Genomic DNA, 21,474 nt, shown 5'->3' with positions numbered 1-21,474 from the left:
CATTATGATGTGCTGTTTTCTCACTAATTTTGCTCCTCTGGCTCATGCCGCTTTTATTCTGGCGCTTCATTAAGATGGGGATAGCGCATCGCGCAGCGCAAGCAAACCTCCTGTTCGCCAAAACTGTTTCCTCCAATATGGAGGTAAGTTTTACATATTCGGCGTCGTTTTTTCGTGCGTTCGCAAAAGCATAATCTTATCAGGCATTTGTTCAAAAGATTATGCCAGACATCTCACCTAACCCCGCCACGGGCCAAAATGGACGCATTGCGATGATCGCCGGTGGGTCATTGGAGCGGGATGCCAAGCTTGCGCGGCTGGCAACATTGGCCGGTTATACGCCCTTGCTAATGGACGATACGCAACCCGCAGATTTTCTGCTGATCGACCTTTCCTCCGAAACGGACAGGCTCAGCGATACCGTATCGCGGATAACGCTTTATCTCCAAACACATCGCAGCACTGCATTGATTTGGTCCAAGATGGAGTCGCTGGAAGTAATTTATGCGGCGCTTCCGCACGGCCAATGTCACTTTCTGGTCGATGCAGATGACGTCGAAGCAATGCCAGTTTTGGCGGGGGCATTTGGACGGAACAGCATGGATCGACTGTATGATAGGGACCAAGAAGTAGAATTTCGATCGCTCCACCGGATCAGCGACGAACTGGCCGAATTCGCCCGAACGCTGGCGCGCATGGCCGATCCCGAACTTAAGGACACAATAAAGGATAAATCTATCTCCTTTAGAGCCGCGCCGCTTGGTGGCTTTCAAGGATTTCCGAGTGAGAATTCGGTCGCCAACGATGCCGCAGCGAAGCTAAGCCTGCGCGAAATCATAAAGCTGCGCCGGTTGCGCGAACGGTTTTTCCCGCCTGACCTATTCGCGGATCCTGCATGGGATATCCTGCTTGATCTCAAAGCAGCCGCACAAGAGGGACAGCGCGTATCGGTATCTAGCCTTTGTATCGCCGCCGCAGTTCCGCCGACAACCGCATTGCGATGGATATCCGCCATGACCGAAAGCGGTATGGTGTTGCGGCGTCAGGACCCGGCCGACGCTCGGCGTGTATTCATTGAGCTTTCCGCCGAAACATCGGCAAAAATGGATGATTATTTTGCAGCGATAAGCGCGCGCTCTTCGCCAATCATTTAAATGGCCTTGCCAAATGTGATTCACTTTGGCAAATGCCCGTCTCCCGAGAGGGGCGCTTAGCTCAGTTGGTAGAGCATCTCGTTTACACCGAGAGGGTCAGCGGTTCGAGCCCGTTAGCGCCCACCAGGTTTTTCAATGGCGCAACGGCCATTATCCGCGCAAATGGCGATGAAAATTCATTTCCAATGATCAGGCGGCAAGGCACCCACCCTCTTTTACCGCGGCAATGATTTGGCCTTGCTGCCTCGACTGCTCCTGACGGCACCGATTCGCGTACCCAGAAATTGGGCTGTGCAGGCCTCCGACGCAGCTTTGCTGTCGTCCAGGGCCTGACCCTCTCGCAACCCCAAAACCCCCCACCCGGCGCGTCGTTGACGCCGGGCGTGTTACCACAAATATCAGGCTTTGGCTTTCAAGCTCTCTGCGACCTTGACGCCATGCCGCTCAAGCGCTTCCACGATTTTGCCTGCGCCTTCCAAATCGCCCCAGAACATGGGGCCGCCGCGATAGATTGGCCAGCCATAGCCATAGATCCAGACCACATCGATGTCGGACGCGCGCTGGGCTTTGCCTTCTTCGAGGATTTTACAGCCTTCATTGACCATCGGGTAGAGCGTGCGTTCGACGATTTCCTGGTCACTAATTTCGCGCTTCGGCAGGTTTGAAGTAGCGCGAAATTCCTCAATGATCGCCAACGCCTCGCCACTTGGCGTGCCCACACGTTTTTCATCATAATCGTAAAAGCCCTTGCTGTTCTTCTGACCAAAACGGCCGGCCGCACACAGCGCATCGCGGATGGTTTCGACCCTTGACGGGTCACGGTGCCAACCAATATCCAGCCCAGCCAGATCGCTCATCTGAAACGGTCCCATGGGCATGCCGAAATCTGTGTGCACCTTGTCGATCTGTGCGGGCGTTGCCCCCTCCAACAGCAATTGCATCGCTGGCTGCTGACGCGTGGACAGCATCCGGTTACCGATAAAGCCATGGCAGACGCCTGCAACCACCGCGACCTTGCCGATTTTCTTGCCAATCGCCATGGCCGTGGCCAGCACGTCGGGCGCGGTTTTGTCGCCGCGCACGACCTCCAGCAATTTCATGACATTGGCAGGCGAGAAGAAATGCATGCCGACGACATCTTGCGGACGCGACGTGCTGGCGGCAATTTCGTCAATGTCGAGATAGGATGTATTCGACGCGAGAATCGCGCCGGGCTTGCAAATAGTGTCCAGCTTTCCAAACACCTCTTTTTTGACGTCCATGCTTTCGTACACGGCTTCGATGACAAGATCGCAGTCGGCCAGATCATCGAGTGTCAATGACGGCGTCAGCAAGGCCATCATTTCTTCAACATGCTCAGGCGAGAAGCGTCCCTTGGCGGCGCTGTTTTCATAATTTTTGCGGATGACGCCAACGCCGCGTTCCAGATTTTCCTGTACCATTTCGACGATGGTCACGGCGATGCCCTTAGACAGGAAATTCATCGAAATCCCGCCGCCCATGGTGCCAGCACCAATCACGCCGACTTTCTTGATATCACGCAACGCAATGTCTTTGGCCAACCCGTCAATCTTTGCGGCCTGGCGTTCGGCAAAGAACATGTGGCGCTGGGCCGCAGATTGCGATCCACCCATCAGCTTCACAAACTCCGCGCGTTCGAACTGCATGCCTTCGTCAAAGGGCAACCGCGTTGCCGCCTCGACACAGGCAAGATTGGCGTAAGGCGCATCAAAGCCTTTCCACTTCTTGGCATTGGCCGCCTTCAATTGTTCAATGATCCCAATATCACCACCCAGCGGACGATCACGCGTTGGCCGTGGGCCGATAGCGATCAATTCGCGTGCATAGGCAATCGCGTCTTCGGTTAGGCTGTCTTCACCAGCCAACCGGTCGACCAAGCCAATCGAAGCCGCCTTCGTCGCAGACAAAGGTTCGCCAAGCGAACACATGGTGGCGGCAGCTTCGACGCCCACGACGCGCGGCAGCCTTTGCGTCCCTCCAGCGCCCGGTAGAAGGCCAAGCTTGACCTCTGGCACCCCAAGCCGCGCGGAAGGCACAGCGATGCGGTAATGGCACACCAAGGCGGTTTCCAGACCCCCACCAAGCGCCGTGCCGTGAATAGCAGCCACAACGGGTTTGCCGGCAGCTTCAATCATATTCAACACGGCGTTGAAATCCGGACCTTGCGGGGCTTTGCCAAACTCTGTGATGTCGGCGCCTGCGATAAAGGTCGATCCTGCACAGCGCAGCACAAGGGCCTTTACATTATCATCCGAAAGTCCCTGTTCAAAACTGTCGTTCAGCCCCTGACGGACATGCCAAGACAATGCGTTCACGGGGGGATTGTCGACAATCACCACAAGGACGTCGTCAAATTTCTGCGTGGTTACTGATTGCACGGGCAACTCCTAATTTTTAAGGTTCGGCGCGTTTGCCGGTTGTCGAGTGATGAAGAAACTTACGGCAGTCCTAATATGTTTTCTGCAGGCTTTGCAATCCTGCTGCTCCAAGCATTCCAGCGACGTGCGTTTTACGCTTGGTCTTTCAGGGTTTGGATGATTGCTGAAAAATCGAGGCCACCATTTCCCGCCTTGTCAAATTGCGCATATAGTTCCGCCGCGCGTTCGCCCATCGGCACATGGGCATTTACAGATTGCGCCGCCTCCATCGCCAATTTCAAATCCTTAAGCATCAACGCCGTGGCAAAACCGCCCTGATAATCATTATCGGCAGGTGTCGTCGGCCCAACGCCCGGAACCGGACAATAGCTTGTCATCGACCAGTTTTGACCCGAAGCTTTCGACGAAATGTCGTAAAAGGTCTGCGGATCCAGCCCTAGCTTTTCGGCCATGGCAAAGGTTTCACAGGTCGCAATCATCGACGCGCCAAGCAGCATATTGTTGCAGATTTTCGCCGCCTGCCCCGCGCCGGACGCACCAGCATGAATGACCGCTTTGCCCATCGCTGATAAAATCGGTTCCGCGCGCGCAAAGGCGGTATCCGTGCCGCCCACCATGAAGGTCAAAGTGCCCCCATTGGCAGCCGCTATCCCGCCTGAAACGGGGGCATCAACCATGTCATAGCCCGCCGCGACAGCATCCGCCGTCACACTGCGCGCAGTGCCAACGTCAATCGTTGAACAATCGAGCAATATCGCGCCTTTGGGTGCGTGGCCCAAGACGTCCGTCTCAAATACGCTGGCCACGATTTTGCCGTTTGGCAGCATCGATACGACAGCGTCCACGCCATCGACCGCTTCGCGTACTGACGTAAAGGTCGCACACCCATTATCCCGCGCACGCGATAGCGCCTCGCCCGATAGGTCAAAGGCGTTAACCGCATGCCCCGCCCTGACAAGGTTTGCGGCCATGCCGCCACCCATATTGCCAAGCCCGATAAACGTCACTTTCATGTCGGTTACCCCATTGTTGGAATGACGAAGGCATTGCCGCCATCAGGCGAGCCATCTGGCCAACGCTGGGTGATTGTCTTCACCTTGGTCCAGAACTTCACGCCTTCCATGCCGTGCTGGTTGGTATCGCCAAAGGCAGACCGCTTCCAGCCGCCAAAGCTGTGATAGGCAACCGGCACGGGGATCGGCACGTTAATGCCAACCATGCCGACATTGACGCGCGCCGCAAACTCACGGGCTGCGTGGCCATTGCGCGTGAAGATCGCAACGCCATTGCCATATTGGTGCTTCGACGGAAGCGCCAAGGCTTCTTCAAAGTTTGCAGCGCGGACGATCTGCAGCACGGGGCCGAAGATTTCTTCCTTGTAGCTTTCCATGTCGGTGGTGACATGGTCAAACAAGGTTGGGCCAATAAAGTAGCCTTCTTCATGTCCCTGAAGCTTGAACCCGCGGCCATCGATGATCAGCTCGCCGCCTTCGTCAACGCAGGTCTGGATCCAGCCTTCAACCTTTGCCTTATGCTGCGCGGTGACAACCGGGCCGTAATGCGCCTCGGCATCGGTCGAGATGCCCACGCGCAATGCTTCGATTGCGGGAATGAGTTTGGCCTTAAGCCGCTCTGCTGTGTCTTCGCCAACAGGGACAACAACGGGCAGCGCCATGCAGCGTTCACCAGCCGAGCCAAAGGCCGCGCCTGCAAGGTCATTCACGACTTGGTCAAGGTCGGCATCTGGCATGACGATGCCATGGTTCTTCGCGCCGCCCATGGCCTGCACACGCTTGCCGTTGGCAACGCCGCGATTGTAGACATAATGCGCAATGTCGGACGAGCCGACAAAGCTGACCGCGCCGATGGCTGGATGGTCAAGAATGGCATCGACCATTTCCTTATCACCATGCACGACTTGGCAAATGCCCTCTGGCAAGCCAGCTTCGATAAACAGTTCCGCAAAGCGCACAGGCACGCTTGGGTCGCGTTCGCTTGGTTTGATAATGAACGCATTGCCCGTCGCTATGGCAGGACCGCACATCCACAAGGGGATCATGCCGGGAAAGTTAAACGGGGTAATGCCTGCGCCGATACCGATTGGCTGACGCATCGAATATACATCAATGCCGGGGCCAGCGCCTTGGCTATATTCACCCTTCAGCACATGCGGGATGCCGCAGCAAAATTCGATGACTTCCAACCCGCGCTGAATGTCGCCCTTTGAGTCCGCAATCACCTTGCCATGCTCAGCCGATAACATATGCGCCAGTTCATCCATATTGGCCTCAACCAAGCGTTTGAATTCGAACATCACGCGCGCACGGCGCTGTGGGTTGGTCATCGCCCAGGCTGGCTGTGCCGCCAATGCCGCTTGCACCGCGCGTTCAAGCACATCTGCATCACCCAAGGCCACGCGCGCCTGAACGCCGCCATTATTCGGGTCCATAATATCGCCAAAACGCGCCGAGCTTGTGCCCGTGCCACCGCTGATGAAATGATCGATGTGACGCATATATCTTCTCCTGATTCCGTCCGCGTGCCTTGCGCGTATCAATACATTATTGCAACCATGGCGTATTACAGTTCAAAAATAGCGGCCAGCGCATATATGGGTAAGGCAACGCTTAGGGTCAGGACCTACTAAATCCACCTTCGCGGCGTCAAAATGGCAAAGATATCGAAGTAAAATGTCCGCCGCAGGCAGTCATTCTGCCTGCAAGGGCATTTTGCTTTGAGATCGAAGCCATTTTGACGCCGCGAAGGTGGATTTAATAGGTCCTGACCCTAATATCCGTCTTCTTCACACATCAGGAACGCACATGTTTACCCTTTTGGCCCGGACCTCATGCGTGGCAATCGCCATTGGTGCACCTGCCGCTTATGCGCAAGACGCCGCCGAACCCATCATTGTCGTAACGGGTAAGGGCCTTGATCAGACCAAAAGTGATCCCGCTTATGGCTCGGTTGAAATCGACCGCGCGCGCCTGACCAGCGAGGCATCGGGACGCATCGAAAACATCCTTGCCGATGTCGCAGGTTTTCAGCAGTTCCGCCGTTCGGACAGCCGTTCCGCCAACCCTTCTGCCCAAGGCGCAACCTTGCGCGCGCTGGGCGGCAATGCCTCCAGCCGGACGCTCATATTGCTGGACGGCGTGCCCCAAGCCGACCCGTTCTTCGGCTATATCCCGTTTAGCGCGATTGCGCCCGAACGCCTGTCCTCCGTCCGCGTGACACGCGGCGGCGGCAATGGTGCCTTTGGGGCAGGCGCAGTGGCTGGCACGATTGAACTGAACAGCGCCGGGCCTGACGACTTGCCCGATGCATCGCTTTCGGCCTTTTACGGCAGCGACCATGCCAGCGAATTGTCGGCGGGCCTCACGACCGACCTTAAAGCTGGTTTTGTAAGCCTTTCGGGTCGCTGGGACCGCGGCGACGGCTTCTTCACCGCACCATCTGCGACACGACAACCAAGCGATGTGCGCGCGGCTTATGATAGCTGGTCCACTGGCGTGCGCGCGGTTGCACCCTTGGCCGATGCTGTTGAAATGCAATTTCGCGGATTGCTCTTCCAAGACAATCGGACCTTGCGCTTTGGCGGCGCGGACAGCAGTTCCGAAGGGCAAGACGCCAGCATCCGCATCGTGTCACAAGGCCGCTGGCAAATCGACGCATTGGCTTATCTACAGGCACGTAATTTCAGCAATATCGTGATCAGCGCCACGTCCTTGCGCAAGACGCTGGACCAACGCAATACGCCCTCCACGGGGCTTGGCGGCAAAATCGAAGTCCGCCCGCCCGTTGGCAACGACCACCCCTTGCGCATTGGCGCGGATATCCGCTTGGCCGAAGGCGAATTGTTTGAAGATGCCTATAGCCAAGTCACCGGATTAGTGACCGCACGCCGCAACGCGGGTGGCAATAATGCGACCTTTGGCGTGTTTGCGGAAAATGACTGGAAGCTGGGCGCATTGACGTTGACCGGTGGCTTGCGCGCCGACCGTTGGGAAATAAACAACGGCTTTTTTGCCGAGCGCAGCGCAAATGGCAATGTCATTCGCGATGACAATTTTGCCAACCGGGCAAATTGGGAAACAAGCGCGCGTGTCGGCGCGCTTTTCGCGGCGCGCGATGACTTTGCCGTGCGCGCGGCGGCCTATACCGGCTTTCGCGTGCCCACGCTGAATGAGCTTTACCGCCCCTTTACTGTGTTCCCCGTCGCCACCCGCGCCAACGCCGCATTAGACGTTGAAAAACTGCGCGGTGTTGAGGCCGGCTTTGATCTGCGTCCGGCCAATGGCATCTCCTTTGGCGCGACAATGTTTTACAACCGCCTGAACAACGCCATTGCCAATATCACCATTGGTCCCAATCTGCGTCAGCGCGGCAATGTTGATGCGGTCGTGGCCAAGGGACTTGAGCTGTCGGGTGAAGCCGTTTTTGGCGACGTCGCGCTTTCGGGCTCCTACGCATATAGCGATAGCAAAGTGCGCGCCTCTGGCAGCGCGTCCGCACTCAACGGCCTGTCCCCGGCGCAAAGCCCGCGTCATGCCGCCAACGCAAATGTGCGTTGGACGCCAAATGCAGGCGCAATATTCTCTGCAACCGCCCGCTATATCGGCGCGCAGTTTGAGGATGATCTGGAAAGCAACATCTTGTCCTCCGCGTTGACATTCGATGGCTTTGCGCAAGTCCCGATAACGCGTCAGATCGCCTTGACCGGCCGCGTCGAAAACATCTTCAACGAGGCGGTCGTAACCCGCAAGGTCGACAGTTCCATCGACCTTGGAACGCCGCGCATCTTGTGGATTGGACTGAAGTTTACGACGGAGTAAGCCGCGCCGTTTGGCGCAACACCATCCCGTCGCCCCGGCGCAGGCCGGGGCCGATGTCGTCTATCGATAAAGCGGTATTCCGGTGACAGAATTCCGGTGAGAATTCCACTAACAGGTGCGTCATCCCCGTAATGAGGGGACAAATGCGTTAATCCCAAAATTGACATTCATCGGAATTTCATTAACCCGCTCTTATCGCATGTGTTTTCGTTACAGTTGTTCGGGGGGCTTCGCATTATTTTACGCAGCAATGCAAAGGCGGCCGCAAAGCAAAGCTATTTCGGGGAAGACGCACCTGTTGGCGTAATTGCCAGAATACCACAACATCACCGTAATTGGATGATTATTTGCAATATGACACAGGAATACCAAATCGGTCATAGTCTTTCTGATTGGGTGACCACATTACAACTTTTCCTGGCCCAAAATCCTTCCTGACTTCGTCAGGAAAATCATAGGTTATTTCAATTGGAAGGCCGTTTTCTGAATAAAATTTCTCAAACGCGTCATTGGCTAAAATAAGGTTTTTTCTTGCTTTATTAGGTAATTCCATCGCATCGATCATCTCTTTGGTAAATGGCCCACCGTGTATACCGACCATCGCTTTCAGAATTACGGTGACAGTGCACTAAATTACAGAACTGGGAATTACGGTGACAGTGCACTAAATTACAGAACTGAACGCGCTTAGTCGTCGTTGGAATTGAATTGAACTCCGGTGACAGGTGCGTCATCCCTGAAATAGGTTTGCATTATGACGGATCGGGCCACACCTTCTTTGCGCCTCTGCGCCTCTGCGTGAGATTATATTGGCGCAGCGTTTCGACCGGGCATGACCGCGAGATTGCGACAACCAGCGGGTGCCCCTCCCCCATGCTTCGCATGGTCCCGCTGTTGCTCCGCAACGCCTACGGCTCCCCCGTGCCGGAATTACGGTGACAGTGCACTAAATTACAGAACTGAACGCGCTTAGTCGTCGTTGGAATTGAATTGAACTCCGGTGACAGGTGCGTCATCCCTGAAATAGGTTTGCATTATGACGGATCGGGCCACACCTTCTTTGCGCCTCTGCGCCTCTGCGTGAGATTATATTGGCGCAGCGTTTCGACCGGGCATGACCGCGAGATTGCGACAACCAGCGGGTGCCCCTCCCCCATGCTTCGCATGGTCCCGCTGTTGCTCCGCAACGCCTACGGCTCCCCCGTGCCGGGGAGGAGTTATTTCGCCTTCAATTCCGGTGACAATTGCGATAACCCCTAAACAGGTTTCGCTTGCAATGTAGGATTTGGTTTGAGATTCTGTGCTTCACGCCCGCAATTGTTGCGCGACCGGCTCTTTGAATGTGTTGAACCCCAGCTCGGCTTTCGTAGCCGGCAAGCCAACGTCGCAAAGTCGAGGTAAGTTTACAGAAATGTCGCGTTTTGCGTATATGTTTGTAAACTTAGAATGCCGGCCAATGATGTGGTGCGCGCGATTGCGGCGGCTGCTGGACCGGGGCTGACGGGCAATGCGGGCGGACGTTTTTTGCATGGGTGAAAGGCGGCGCGCGAAACAGCGCTTGGCGATAATTTTACACCGTGGCCCAAGCCTATGGACTTTCGGCAAATTTGTGCGAATAATCCGCTATGAGCTTTACTGAACATCCGCTGCGCCGCTGGGCCGTTGACGAAATGCGGTTGCGTCGTTTCGCCCCCGTTTCCGCCCATAGCGAAGTGTATCAGGTTGTCCGACTCATCGAAGCTGATGAACGCAATGCGGAGGATCGTTGGCTGATAAACGCGCGGCCCGATTTTGATGACTGGGCCCTCGCGCCGCGACATGGTTCGGGGCATACGCTCGGCGGCATTCATTTCCTGTGGGAACGCCACACCGAAGCCAGCACGTTAACGCTGATTTTTCCGCCAGAAACGCCTGAACCCGTTCGTCATAATTATATTCAATGGTTGGAAAATTGGCCGGGGGGCGTTGTGCGCGCGACGCAAATACGCATCGTACCAAGCGCAGAAAATATTGCGGCTGAATTGTCCGCAATTGGCATTTCGACCGATGAAATGGTCTGTTGCGATATCAACGCCGGCATTCGGCTTTGGTCCGATTTCAGCATTCATGGCGACGGCTATGGCCGATTGCTTATTACCGCAGGTGATGTTGGAGAGGGCGAGCGGGGCCGCATCATTCAGCGGGTTCAGGAACTGGGTAATTACCGGAATCTTGCCTTGCTTGGGTTCCCGGTGGTGCAGCAATATGGCCCCCAGCTTGACCAGTTGGAGCATCGTTTGTCGGACCATGCCCGGCGCGTTGCCTCTGCGGATGAAGATGATGAAATCTTGCTCAATGATCTTGCTGCCATTTCGTCCGAACTTGAACTCATTCGTTCGGCCACAGGTTTCCGGCTCAGTGCGACGGCAGCTTATGCCGAAGTCGCGGCGGACAGGCTTTCCGCGTTGGATGTCCAGCCAATATTGAATTTCCAAAGCCTGACCGATTTTACGGAACGACGGCTGGTCCCGGCATCGCGGACCTGTTCGGTATTCCGGAAACGCCTTAGCGATATTGCCGAGCGTATCTCTGGCGTCATGCACACGCTCGATGTGCGCATTGACAGTCGGATAAAGGCACAGAACCTCGTTCTGATGCGGTCGATGGAGCGCTCAACGCAGCTTCAGTTTCGCCTGCAAACCTTGGTGGAGGGGTTGTCGGTTATTGCGGCTGCTTATTATCTCATTGGGCTCATTGCCTATATGACAAAGGGCGTGGCCGCGACCAAAGGCGGGTCGAACAGCGAGATGTTTGTCGGCGCTGTGACCTTACCCATAGTGTTGCTGATTTACCTCTTCGTAAACCGCCTCAGGCACAAGGTGCTGATGGAAAGCGGCGCGGAAAATGCGCATATAGAAAAGCACTGATATGACTGCATCATCGCCTTTCCATGGGGGTCGTTGATGACTATACTTACCACGAAATGGCGTATGTAAGAAATCGGCTATGTGGCCAATAAAGACGCGACAGGAGAATCTATGGTCAACACAAAAGCAATAGCTTGCCTCGCTTTATCTGCAATGCTTGCCGCATGCTCGGGTGGTTCGGAAGGCGAAACGGATACATCAACGCAGGCAGATGCATCGGCCCCGGCCGCACCTGCGGGTCCCCTAGCCGCAACCGACATAAGCACGCTTGATGGCTCCAGTTTTGCCAACGTCACCGGCAATGCCGCCAACGGCAAGCTGGTATTCGCACAATGCCGCACCTGCCATGTGACCGACGCTGGCGTGAACAAAATCGGTCCATCCTTGCATAATATTATCGGACGCACGGCTGGAACAGTTCCAGGATATACTTATTCTGCGGCAAATGCGGGCGCTGGCTTTGTTTGGACCAAGGAAAAGTTGTTCCAATATTTGGAAAAGCCACAGCGCGTCATTCCGCAGACGAAGATGATCTTCGCTGGTCTGCCAGATGCGCAAAAGCGGGCGGACCTGATCGCGTATCTTGAAACGCCAAGCTAGGGTCAGGACCAATTAAATCCACTTTCGCGGTTTGCGGCCATTTTGTCTGGTGCAGTCTGCAATTTTTGGTGCCGCGCCGGTTGAACCAAGCAGCGCTTCGGGCGTTACCTTTGTCCGGTGCCACGTTGCACTGAACAAAATGGCCTCAAACCGCGAAAGTGGATTTAATTGGTCCTGACCCTAGGAGTAATATGATGATGAATATGCAAAATGGCGTCGATCCCGATCCCAAGCCTTACAGCCCGCCGAACGAAGTACCAGGCACCACACCAGACGAAGTTTCGCCAGGTGATTTGGGCGATACCGATTATCCCGGGAGCATTCCCAATGAGACTCCGGTGGAATCACCCCAGCCGGAATCAACATTGCTGAATTAGGTCCTGACCCCAAGCCGCGCAGGTTCTTTTTGTGTATTTACGGCCTAAAAAAGGGCTGTCGGCAGTGAAGCGGACAGCCCTTTTTTGCGTCAGATATTAACGACGGTGCCACCATCGGGGTGCAACATCGCGCTGACCTTCGTTCATGACGCGGTCGCGGGCGTGAAAGACGGCGGGTCGCTTGCGGGGAAGGACGCATCGGACATATCATCAACCTCGTTCCAATCATCGCCCGACGGGTCGCGCATCGAATCCTTGCCGGCGTGGCGGGTTTGGTCGAAATTCTCATGATCGGTTTCATCATCGGCAAAGGCGGCAGAAAAATCATCCTTCCATTTGTCGGCCTTTGGCATCCATTGATCGCGCGTCGCGTATAGTCCTGCGCCTATGGCAACGCCGACGCCAATGACAGAGGCCAATGCGCCGAGCCATGATGGCACGGCATATGCTGATGGGCGGCTGCGTTGTGCTTTGCGCGCTTGAGTGGGCTTTGGGCCGGGCTTTCCGGCGGGCTTTGCATTGGCGCGTGCCGATCCGTTTGAATTCTTTAGGCTTCCATTAGCCATATTTTTTTTGGGGCTTACTGACTGCGTCATGTCATTCTCACTTTCGTTATTTTTCGAAGTTTAGGGTCAGGACCACTTAAATCCACCTTCGCGGTTTGAGGCCATACTGTTCAGTGCAAGGCGGCAAGCGCAGGACTTAGCGGTTCTAAGTCCAAGCTTGCCAACGCGGCAATGGACAGTATGGGCCAAATCCGAAGGACGTCTTGACGCCGCCAAGGTGGATTTAAGTGGTCCTGACCCTAACTCTGCATAGGTAACGACAAAAGGCGCTGCGTGGTTCCTCTGAACAGCCGCCAAATTACCCAGTTGAACGGGGATTAGGCAAAATCGGAACCAAATGGCCTGAGCGATGTTTTCCTTCGCACTCTGAAAGGGAGAAATGACATGAATATTATCATCATTCTGATCGTCGGCGGCATTTTGGGCTGGCTGGCCAGCATCGTCATGCGCACCGATGGCCAACAAGGCATTTTCTTGAACGTCGTTATTGGCATTGTGGGTGCTTTTTTGGCTGGCTTTGTCATCACCCCCCTGATTGGTGGCGCACCAATCACCAGCGGCAATTTCGATATCCGCTCGTTGGTCGCGTCATTTTTGGGTGCAGTCGTTCTGTTGGCGATCGTCAATCTGTTCCGTCGCGGCAGTGTCCGCTAATCATTATAAGAGGGAAAAATTTATGAAAAAGACCATTATGATTCTAGCCGCTTCTGTGTCTTTGGCGACGTTGGGAGCCTGCGATTCCGGTGCGGAAAATGCACAAGAGCAACAGGCTGATACCGTCCGCGACAATGCCGAAGTGCAAGCTGACGTCATGGAAGTTCAGGCCGAAGCCCTGGATAACAAGACAGATGGCATGGACACGGCGGCTGAAAACGCCATGGAAGATAAAGCTGAAGCTGTCCGTGAAAAAGGCGATGCTAAGGCTGATGCCATGGAAGATAATGCAGACGCACAGGACAAAAAATAGTCCTTTCTTCGTGTCGTAATCAGGGCTCGTCGGGTAACCGGCGGGCCCTTTTTCATGCTGACCCTACGTCCTGACCCCAGGCGCTAAAGTGTCGAAGCTGCCGGCGTATTTGGCAGCGGGAAACTCAACGCGACTTTTGTCCCGTTCCCCTCGCTGCTTGATATCGACAGCTTGCCGTCTACTTGGGTGGCAAATCCGCGCATCAATTCCGTGCCCATTTGTGCGGCTTCGTCGCTGACAACATACCCTTGTCCATTGTCCGAAATGTCCAAAATGGCACTCTCGCCATCCAGATCGAAGCGAAGGATGATTGCTCCACGCATGCCCTTGGGGAATGCATGGCGAAAGGCATTGGTGACCGCTTCAACCACGAACAGAGTCAATGGTACGGCATATTCGATGGGAACCGGGACATTGCTTGCGTGGCAGATCAACTGGACTTGAGTCATTGACCGGCTCGCACCGCGCAACTGCGCGCATAGTTCAGCCAGGAGGCTATTGATCGGCACTTCGCCGCGTTCATAGCCATTATCTCTTTCGTACAAAAGCCGGTGGATTAGCGCCAAAGCATTTATCCGCGCACGGGTTTGTGCCAACACCTCCTTCGCGGGGCCTTCACGCACACGGCCCGATTGCAATGTCAGCAGGCTGTTGATGATCTGCAGGTTGTTTTTGACCCGATGGTGCACTTCACGCGTCAGCAGCGTTTTGGCCTCCAACGCTTGCGTCAGATCGGTATTACGGCGGTCGATGACGTCGGCCATGCTGTGCAAATCTGCGCTAAATGCGGCTATTTCTTGGGGCGCACTATCAAATTTGTGGCGGTCACCTGTGAAATCACCTTGGGCGAAGCGCCTCGAAACAATCCGCAATTCGCGCAACCATATCAAGGCCAAACGATTGGTTCCGACCCAGATGGCAATGGATGCAAGCAATATGGAAATCAAAGGTAACAAGATACTGGCGCGCACTTGCGACACCGCCGCTGCCATTAATGTATCTCGCGGTTCTGCATAGACGACAAACAGGTCAGAACTGTAGAGCTTATGCAGCGTGTAAATCCATAATCTACCCTTGCTATCGCGGATCTCGACGGGTTGGTTCTGGCGCGCTGTGACGTCGGGCGAAAAGGGCAGCGGCCGGTCGCCACTGGCCACATTCATGCCGTCGCGGGTCACAATCGCTAACGCCCCCGCGCCGCCGCGCGCGGCTTGGCGCAACCCGTCGCGTAGATATTTTACGTCAATGGCCGCAGTGATTGTGCCGTCCGATTGACCATCGGCGGTGCGCAACGGCAGGATAAGGAACAAGACATTCCTTTGGGCTATGGTCGCGAAAATGGGCGCCTTTGTAATGGTCATACCATTCGCACTGACCCCGCGTTGCCACCAACCTTCGTTCGCAATATTAACGGGCTTGGAAAGCGGCATGGCAGAGCAGCGCACCGTGCCATCTGCTGCTGTTCGGGCTATATTAGTAACGGGCGGATAATTGCTTAAAGATATGCGCAACGCAGAATCGCAATCATCGGTCATGCGGATGACATCACTGTTCGTTGTGTGCGCGAGCAACAGATGCTGTGCAATTACAAACGGGTCGCGTTGCCGTTCGGCAACCGCGCTTGCCGTTCCTTTCAACCGATCAAAGGCCAATTTTCGCGTATTTTCCAAAGTCGACATGCCTTGGATAAAGCTTGCAACAGCCACAGGCAGCAATGCGGCGAACACGACCAGAATAAGCCCGCGTCGCATGGTCATTGGTCGCAAAAATGCCATTTTGGTGCCTCGAAGGTGGTATTCTTGTGTCTACGGCCTAATCCCGGGCGGATGGTAACTTCACACTCAAATGCTCGGCATGGGGTCAGGGTGCTTGGGCAATGTGCTCCGAACCGGCTTTGATCTGGCGGGCTTCTTCAAGACGGCTTCGTCGGGACCGTTAATCAACGCTGCTAATGCCACGCGGCCGCGCGCTAGCCTGCTTTTGACCGTACCGATGGCGCAGCCCGTAATAACCGCTGCCTCTTCGTAGCTGGCACCGCCTGCGCCTACCAGCATCAGTATCTCGCGTTGTTCAGCGGGCAGCTTTTGTAACGCCTTTTCAACATCGCTCATGTGGATGTGGTGTTGCTGCGGCGGCGCCTCCACCAGCAGCCGTTCGGCGGCCTCGGGGTCCCAACTCGTCATCCGCGAATTTTTCCGCATCGTTGTATAAAACTGATTGCGCAATATCATGAACATCCACGCCCGGAAATTGGTTCCAGGGGTAAAGCTTGCATGCGCGGCCCATGCCCGCATCATAGCCTCTTGCGCAAGATCGTCCGCAAGTTCCCGATTGCCGCATAGTCCGCGTGCAAAAGCACGCAAAGATGGGATGAGCGCGACCATCTGCGCTCGAAAATCATCGGATGCATCGCGCTTTTCAGATATAGGACGCGATTCCACCGGCAAGGCGCTCACGATATTTTCTTGGAGGCCGATATTTTGGCATCGATTTGGTCCAGAAGGTCAAGAAAGTCGTCAGGGACAGGTTCATTGGCAATGCTGTCATGCATCTGGCGTAACGCCGCAGTGAGTGAATCAAATTCCGGGTCCATTGCTTCCCCCGCTTGCCGCTTGCCTTTATTGATAGCCAATTGACCCCCTCCGTCATTCCAAACGCCCGGCAACGTGTCGGACCCAGGCTGACCATTTTCTGTCGTTATACCCATGGCTCAATACCACAATTCGGGCAGGCGAAGATTTTTTATCATAGGCAATTAAGCAATTAAAGATGATATTGTTCCATCAAGCGGGAACAAAATTGCAGTTCGAACGTATTAGTTTCGCTAGCAAAGGGAGCAATTATGTCATTCAGACAGCAACTGGCATCACAATTGCCATATCTTAGGCGTTATGCACGGGCACTGACCGGGTCACAATCACTGGGTGACGCGGCCGTGCGCGAAACATTGGAAGCGTTATTGGAAGCTCCTGAAGAATGGGATGAAAAAGCTCCGGCCAAAACCGAGCTGTTCAAAACATTTCATCGGATCTGGAACAGCGAAATGATTGCGCCACTCGAATCGCGCGGGCGCAGCGGTGTGATCGCGCAATTCCCGGTAAAGCGCCGACAAAGCTTGCTGCTGGCCACGGTTGAAGGTTTTACTTTCGCCGATGTGGGCGTGATTTTGGGCATGAGCCAAGACGATGTGCGCCAACATGTTCAGGCGGCACGCAGTGCGATCGAAGATGCACTGTCTGCGCGCGTGCTCATCATTGAAGATGAATCGATCATCGCGCTGCACATTAAGCAGATTGTAGAAAGCCTCGGCCATGAAACAATCGCCATTGTGCGCACCCGGGCAGAAGCTGTGGCCAAGGCGCGTGACGAACGGCCAGAGCTTATACTGGCCGATATCAGCCTTGCCGATGGTTCAAGTGGCATTGATGCCGTTAAAGACATATTGTCTGAACAGACGGTGCCTGTGATCTTCATTACAGCCTTTCCCGAACGCCTGCTTACCGGCGAACGTCCCGAGCCGACCTATCTGATCACCAAGCCTTTTGAACCGGAAACTGTCATCGCCACCATTGGTCAGGCGTTGCTGATGCACCGGGATGTCGACATGAGTTCAAAGGCTGCATAATTTTTTGGGAACAATGTCTCGACACTATAGTTTGCTTTTCGAAACAATATTTCCAAGTCAACAAATGGGTAAAAGCAAATGTTGACCAGATGGCCGCCCCCCCTTCTAGGCCAGCGACCTAACACCCCGGCCTAAACGCCGGGGTGTTTCCTTTTGTTTCCCGATCCATCGATCAAGCCGCGTCAATTGGATGGCAACAATAACTTCGGATCAATCCGGGCGCTGTTCCATCTCATGCCCCAGTGCACATGCGGCCCGCTGGCTCTGCCCGTGGCGCCGACGCGGCCAATGACTTGGCCTTGGCGCACAAGGTCGCCTTCTTTGACCAATAATTCGGACGCGTGTAAAAATGCACTGTTCAACCCCATGCCATGGTCGATCATCAGCAAATGGCCCTCCAAAGTGAAGGCATCATTAGCGGCAAGGGTTACTACGCCGTCGGCTGGCGCGACGAAATCCTGGCCTTGGGCAGCGGCGATGTCCATGCCATTATGATAGCTGCCCGGCGTGCCGTTATAAATGCGCTGCGCGCCAAATAGCCCCGATATGCGGCCCGATACGGGGCGGATGAATGTTTGCCGCCAGCCTGCACTATTGCTGCGGACGGCGCGCGCTGCCGTAATCCGTGCGAGCTCCGCGCTGCGCCGGGCCTGAAATTCGGCGGAGCTTGTCGCGCCGCCGGTGATGTTTGCGGCAACATGTTCGATGCGCCAATTGCCCGGAGCGACGGCGATATTGCGCTCCATCTTGCTGCCATCGGCCAGCATCGCGACCAGCCTTGCCTCCATCGGTGCGTCACGGTCAAAACCGATCAGGAAGAACCCGTCCGGACTAAGCTCTACCGCCGCGTCGTTTAAAAATACGCTGCTTGCCCCCTTGGGCGCGCGGCCGATGACAAGGCCGCCTTGCACAGCAGTGCCGGACATCCAGAACTCGGCCGGGTTTGTTTGGGAAGGAACCTGCGGCTGCGCGGAAACTGGTGCCACCGCAAAGGCAAGACCGATCAAAGCCGGGATGGTTGCGCGCAAAACCCGGCTTATGCCCGCCAACCGTTCAGCCTTTGGTCAATGCCGCGCGGGTGGATGCCTCTGCGCTCACATACGGCTCCTGCTTAACGACGCTCCAGTAACGCAGCTCTTCCAGCGCAATGGCCTGCCCAGTCACCGCGCACACGACATGGTCGCCTGCGGTCAGTAGACGGAAGCTATTGGCCATATAATGCAGGCGGGCGACTTTGTTTTTGGAAGACATCAGCATGGCTGCATTATGGCGCATCGACGCGCAATGGGCAATGCGTCGCTTCAGCCGTCGAACAGATTGCCCTGATTAACCGTTGGTATGTTGGGTTTGGGCGTCGAGGATCGCGGCGGAGCAGAGCCGTTGACGACGCTGCGGACTTCGCCATCGACGAACCGCAGGGTCACGTCGCCCGCCTTCACCGCTGCGGCCCGCGACATAATGGTTTTGCCGTCTGCATCGGTTACGCGGGCAAAACCGCGCTTCAGCGGGGCTTCGGGATGCAGGCTACCGGCAAGCCGGGTCAGCGCATCCAGCCGTTGCTGCCCTTGTTCGACACGGCGGGTCAAAAGGCGCGGATGCAGCATCATCGCTGGCCCGGAATAGGCGATCTCCGCCTTGCCGACGCGCGTGCGCAGCGACTGGCGCAGGCGTTCGGCAAGATCATCGGTGCGTAACTGGTGCGGCGCGGCAAGGTCGGACAAACGCGGCATCAGTCGGCGTTGCGCCTCAAGCCGTTCCGCCGCCAGGTCCACCCGCTTGCGCACTATGTTCGCGATGCGCAGGCCCAATTGGCCGACGCGTTGTAACAGATCGCTGCGCACCGGCACCGCAATTTCGGCGGCAGCCGTCGGCGTTGGCGCACGCAGATCAGCCGCGAAGTCGCACAAGGTGGTATCAGTTTCATGCCCTACCGCCGAGATAATCGGTATCGTACAATTGGCGACTGCGCGGACCACGGCTTCATCGTTAAATGCCCATAGGTCCTCAATCGACCCGCCACCGCGCGCGACAATCACAAGGTCGGGGCGCGTGGCCGGGCCATCTTGCGGCATCGCGGAAAATCCGTTCACTGCCCGCGATATTTGTGCCGCCGATCCTTCGCCTTGCACCAATACGGGCCAGATGATGACATGTGTTGGGAAGCGGTCGGCCAGCCGGTGTAAGATGTCGCGGATGACTGCGCCCGTGGGCGATGTAACCACACCGATAACGCGGGGCAGTGCCGGCAGTTTCTTCTTACGTTCGGGCGCAAACAGCCCTTCTGCTGCAAGGCGCGCTTTCAGCTTTTCAAACAAAAGCATCATCGCGCCTTCGCCTGCCACCTCAAGGCTATCGACGACGATCTGATAATTGGAGCGGCCCGCATAAGTGGTGAGCTTGCCTGTGGCGACAACCTCAAGCCCATCCTCCGGCGCGAAGGGCAGCCGGGCCGCGCCGCCTTTCCACATCACCGCGTCGAGCCGTGCGTTATCATCTTTCAGGCAAAAATAGATATGCCCCGACGCCGCGCGCTTGAACCCCGAAATCTCCCCGCGCACGCGGACATGGCCGAATCGGTCCTCAACGGTGCGTTTCAGGGCAAGCGACAGTTCCGACACGCTCATCGCCTGGGCATTGTCGCCGGGCCGCTCCTCGGCTAACAGGCGAGCGACCTGTGGGTCGGCAGTTTCAAAGGGGTCATTTGCGGACATGAATATCTTGCTCATCGGTTCGGGCGGTCGCGAACATGCGCTGGCGTGGAAGCTCGCGCAATCGCCAAACTGCGATACACTCTTTGCCGCGCCGGGCAATCCCGGGATCGCGCAAGAGGCAGAACTGGTGGATATCCATATCGCTGATCACGCCGCGGTCATCGCCTTTTGCGCGGGCCATGATATCGGCCTAGTGGTGGTCGGACCCGAAGCGCCGTTGGTCAGCGGCTTGGGCGACAGCTTGCGCGATGCAGGCATTCCGGTCTTTGGCCCCAATCAAAAAGCCGCGCAATTGGAAGGGTCAAAGGGCTTCACCAAGGATATGTGCGCCGCCGCTGGCATTCCGACCGCTGGCTATGCCCGATATGACAGCAAGGCATCGGCCATGGCTGGCCTAGATGTGTTCGAAGCGCCTTATGTGATCAAAGCGGACGGCCTGGCGGCGGGCAAAGGTGTGATTATTGCCGAAACACGGGCGGAGGCGGAGGCCGCGATCGACGATATGTTCGGTGGCGGTTTTGGGGATGCTGGTGCATCTGTCGTGATCGAAGAATTTATGACGGGCGAAGAAGCGAGCTTTTTCGCACTGACCGATGGCCGTGATGTTGTCGCCTTTGGCTCCGCGCAAGACCATAAGCGCGTGGGCGATGGCGATACGGGCCCCAACACCGGCGGCATGGGTGCGTATTCGCCCGCCTTTGTGCTAACCGATGCACTGCAAGCGCACGTCATGGACCGTATCATTCGGCCGACGGTCGCCTATATGGCGGCGAACGACATGCCCTATTCGGGTGTCCTGTTTGCAGGGCTGATGCTCACCGACGAGGGGCCAAAGCTTATTGAATATAATGCCCGTTTTGGGGACCCTGAATGCCAGGTGTTGATGACCCGTTTTGAGGGCGATCTGGCCGCTTTGATGCTGGCGGTTGCGACAGGGACGCTTGCGCAAGCTGCGGCTCCGGCATTTTCGCGCCAAGCGGCGTTAACAATTGTCATGGCGGCAAATGGCTATCCGGCTTTGCCGGAAAAAGGCGGTGTCATTCACCTTGCGGATGTGAAGGATGCAAAGATATTCCATGCGGGCACGGCTGAAGTCGGCGGCCAATTGGTCGCCAGCGGTGGTCGCGTGCTCAACGTTACCGCAACCGGCGATACCGTAACGCACGCGCAAGCCGTCGCCTATGCCGCATTGGACAGCATCGATTTTCCAGGCGGTTTCTGCCGCAGAGACATTGGCTGGCGCGAAGTGGCGCGTGAAGCAGCATCCGGCACGGATTAACCTGCAATATTCATTTGGCGGCTTCATGGTTTCACGCGTCCATGTTATTGCGTAA

General features: G+C 56.0%; 20 protein-coding genes and 1 tRNA gene. 10 read left to right on the top strand and 11 right to left on the bottom strand.

Going from position 1 to position 21,474, the window contains the following annotated elements; genetic code table 11:
• Positions 1–221 precede the first annotated feature (221 nt).
• Positions 222–1,154 (top strand): hypothetical protein, encoded by a 933-nt coding sequence (locus tag HEQ34_RS00945; protein WP_296196178.1) that lies wholly within the window; start codon positions 222–224, stop codon positions 1,152–1,154.
• A gap of 50 nt (positions 1,155–1,204) precedes the next feature.
• Positions 1,205–1,280, top strand: a tRNA-Val gene (locus tag HEQ34_RS00940).
• Between the two features lie 272 nt (positions 1,281–1,552).
• Here the strand turns inward: HEQ34_RS00940 and HEQ34_RS00935 are convergent.
• The 3 genes from HEQ34_RS00935 to HEQ34_RS00925 form a co-directional block, all read right to left on the bottom strand.
• A complete protein-coding gene (locus HEQ34_RS00935; RefSeq protein WP_296196177.1) occupies positions 1,553–3,553 on the bottom strand; it encodes a 3-hydroxyacyl-CoA dehydrogenase NAD-binding domain-containing protein in 2,001 nt (666 codons plus the stop codon).
• Between the two features lie 131 nt (positions 3,554–3,684).
• Positions 3,685–4,566 (bottom strand): 3-hydroxyisobutyrate dehydrogenase, encoded by an 882-nt coding sequence (gene mmsB / locus HEQ34_RS00930; protein WP_296196175.1) that lies wholly within the window; start codon positions 4,564–4,566, stop codon positions 3,685–3,687.
• Positions 4,567–4,571: 5 nt separating this feature from the next.
• Positions 4,572–6,068, bottom strand: coding sequence for a CoA-acylating methylmalonate-semialdehyde dehydrogenase (locus tag HEQ34_RS00925; RefSeq protein ID WP_296196174.1), 1,497 nt, complete (start codon positions 6,066–6,068; stop codon positions 4,572–4,574).
• Between the two features lie 307 nt (positions 6,069–6,375).
• On the opposite strand from HEQ34_RS00925, the gene HEQ34_RS00920 reads away from it, so the two are divergent.
• A complete protein-coding gene (locus HEQ34_RS00920; RefSeq protein WP_296196172.1) occupies positions 6,376–8,388 on the top strand; it encodes a TonB-dependent siderophore receptor in 2,013 nt (670 codons plus the stop codon).
• 343 nt (positions 8,389–8,731) lie between these two features.
• Here the strand turns inward: HEQ34_RS00920 and HEQ34_RS00915 are convergent, their stop codons facing one another.
• Positions 8,732–8,953 (bottom strand): hypothetical protein, encoded by a 222-nt coding sequence (locus HEQ34_RS00915; protein WP_296196170.1) that lies wholly within the window; start codon positions 8,951–8,953, stop codon positions 8,732–8,734.
• 1,060 nt (positions 8,954–10,013) lie between these two features.
• Between HEQ34_RS00915 and HEQ34_RS00910 the strand changes: the two genes are divergently transcribed.
• From HEQ34_RS00910 to HEQ34_RS00900, 3 genes are all read left to right on the top strand, one after another.
• A complete protein-coding gene (locus HEQ34_RS00910) occupies positions 10,014–11,294 on the top strand; it encodes a DUF3422 domain-containing protein (RefSeq protein ID WP_296196167.1) in 1,281 nt (426 codons plus the stop codon).
• Positions 11,295–11,405: 111 nt separating this feature from the next.
• Positions 11,406–11,894, top strand: coding sequence for a cytochrome c family protein (locus tag HEQ34_RS00905; RefSeq protein ID WP_296196165.1), 489 nt, complete (start codon positions 11,406–11,408; stop codon positions 11,892–11,894).
• Positions 11,895–12,085: 191 nt separating this feature from the next.
• A complete protein-coding gene (locus HEQ34_RS00900; protein ID WP_296196163.1) occupies positions 12,086–12,271 on the top strand; it encodes a hypothetical protein in 186 nt (61 codons plus the stop codon).
• 143 nt (positions 12,272–12,414) lie between these two features.
• On the opposite strand, the gene HEQ34_RS00895 is transcribed toward HEQ34_RS00900, so the two are convergent.
• Entirely contained in the window at positions 12,415–12,867 is a 453-nt protein-coding gene (locus HEQ34_RS00895) for a hypothetical protein (RefSeq protein WP_296196161.1), read from the bottom strand.
• Between the two features lie 354 nt (positions 12,868–13,221).
• Here HEQ34_RS00895 and HEQ34_RS00890 point away from each other — a divergent pair, with 354 nt between their 5' ends.
• On the top strand, positions 13,222–13,491 hold the full coding sequence (locus HEQ34_RS00890; RefSeq protein ID WP_296196160.1) for a GlsB/YeaQ/YmgE family stress response membrane protein: 270 nt from the start codon (positions 13,222–13,224) through the stop codon (positions 13,489–13,491).
• A 22-nt stretch (positions 13,492–13,513) separates the two neighbouring features.
• Positions 13,514–13,804 carry a hypothetical protein gene (locus HEQ34_RS00885; protein ID WP_296196158.1) on the top strand — a complete coding sequence of 97 codons (291 nt, stop codon included), beginning with the start codon at positions 13,514–13,516 and terminating at the stop codon, positions 13,802–13,804.
• An 83-nt stretch (positions 13,805–13,887) separates the two neighbouring features.
• On the opposite strand, the gene HEQ34_RS00880 is transcribed toward HEQ34_RS00885, so the two are convergent.
• The 3 genes from HEQ34_RS00880 to HEQ34_RS00870 all read right to left on the bottom strand — a co-directional run bounded on the left by HEQ34_RS00880 (position 13,888) and on the right by HEQ34_RS00870 (position 16,511).
• Positions 13,888–15,579: a histidine kinase dimerization/phosphoacceptor domain -containing protein gene (locus tag HEQ34_RS00880; protein ID WP_296196155.1), complete on the bottom strand. Its 1,692-nt coding sequence runs from the start codon at positions 15,577–15,579 to the stop codon at positions 13,888–13,890.
• Positions 15,580–15,645: 66 nt separating this feature from the next.
• Positions 15,646–16,260, bottom strand: a complete 615-nt coding sequence (locus HEQ34_RS00875; RefSeq protein WP_296196153.1) for a sigma-70 family RNA polymerase sigma factor — start codon at positions 16,258–16,260, stop codon at positions 15,646–15,648.
• Entirely contained in the window at positions 16,257–16,511 is a 255-nt protein-coding gene (locus HEQ34_RS00870; protein WP_296196151.1) for a NepR family anti-sigma factor, read from the bottom strand. Before HEQ34_RS00870 ends, HEQ34_RS00875 begins: the two co-directional genes overlap by 4 nt.
• A gap of 135 nt (positions 16,512–16,646) precedes the next feature.
• Between HEQ34_RS00870 and HEQ34_RS00865 the strand changes: the two genes are divergently transcribed.
• Positions 16,647–17,429 carry a response regulator gene (locus HEQ34_RS00865; RefSeq protein ID WP_296196149.1) on the top strand — a complete coding sequence of 261 codons (783 nt, stop codon included), beginning with the start codon at positions 16,647–16,649 and terminating at the stop codon, positions 17,427–17,429.
• 182 nt (positions 17,430–17,611) lie between these two features.
• Here the strand turns inward: HEQ34_RS00865 and HEQ34_RS00860 are convergent, their stop codons facing one another.
• From HEQ34_RS00860 to xseA, 3 genes are read right to left on the bottom strand one after another with little or no spacing between them, the layout of a single operon-like run.
• Complete coding sequence (locus HEQ34_RS00860) at positions 17,612–18,478, bottom strand: M23 family metallopeptidase (RefSeq protein WP_296196146.1); 867 nt, start codon at positions 18,476–18,478, stop codon at positions 17,612–17,614.
• A 4-nt stretch (positions 18,479–18,482) separates the two neighbouring features.
• Positions 18,483–18,686 carry a DUF2093 domain-containing protein gene (locus HEQ34_RS00855; protein WP_296196564.1) on the bottom strand — a complete coding sequence of 68 codons (204 nt, stop codon included), beginning with the start codon at positions 18,684–18,686 and terminating at the stop codon, positions 18,483–18,485.
• Positions 18,687–18,730: 44 nt separating this feature from the next.
• Positions 18,731–20,140 carry an exodeoxyribonuclease VII large subunit gene (gene xseA, locus HEQ34_RS00850; protein WP_296196144.1) on the bottom strand — a complete coding sequence of 470 codons (1,410 nt, stop codon included), beginning with the start codon at positions 20,138–20,140 and terminating at the stop codon, positions 18,731–18,733.
• On the opposite strand from xseA, the gene purD reads away from it, so the two are divergent.
• Entirely contained in the window at positions 20,139–21,419 is a 1,281-nt protein-coding gene (purD, locus tag HEQ34_RS00845; protein WP_296196141.1) for a phosphoribosylamine--glycine ligase, read from the top strand. The genes xseA and purD overlap by 2 nt on opposite strands.
• The last annotated feature ends 55 nt before the right edge of the window (positions 21,420–21,474 follow it).

Origin of the sequence: Sphingorhabdus sp. (assembly GCF_023910635.1) — a bacterium.
Classification (GTDB): domain Bacteria; phylum Pseudomonadota; class Alphaproteobacteria; order Sphingomonadales; family Sphingomonadaceae; genus Sphingorhabdus_B.
The sequence above is the reverse complement of the archived record's forward strand: the minus strand, read 5'-3'. Positions and strand labels throughout refer to the sequence as shown.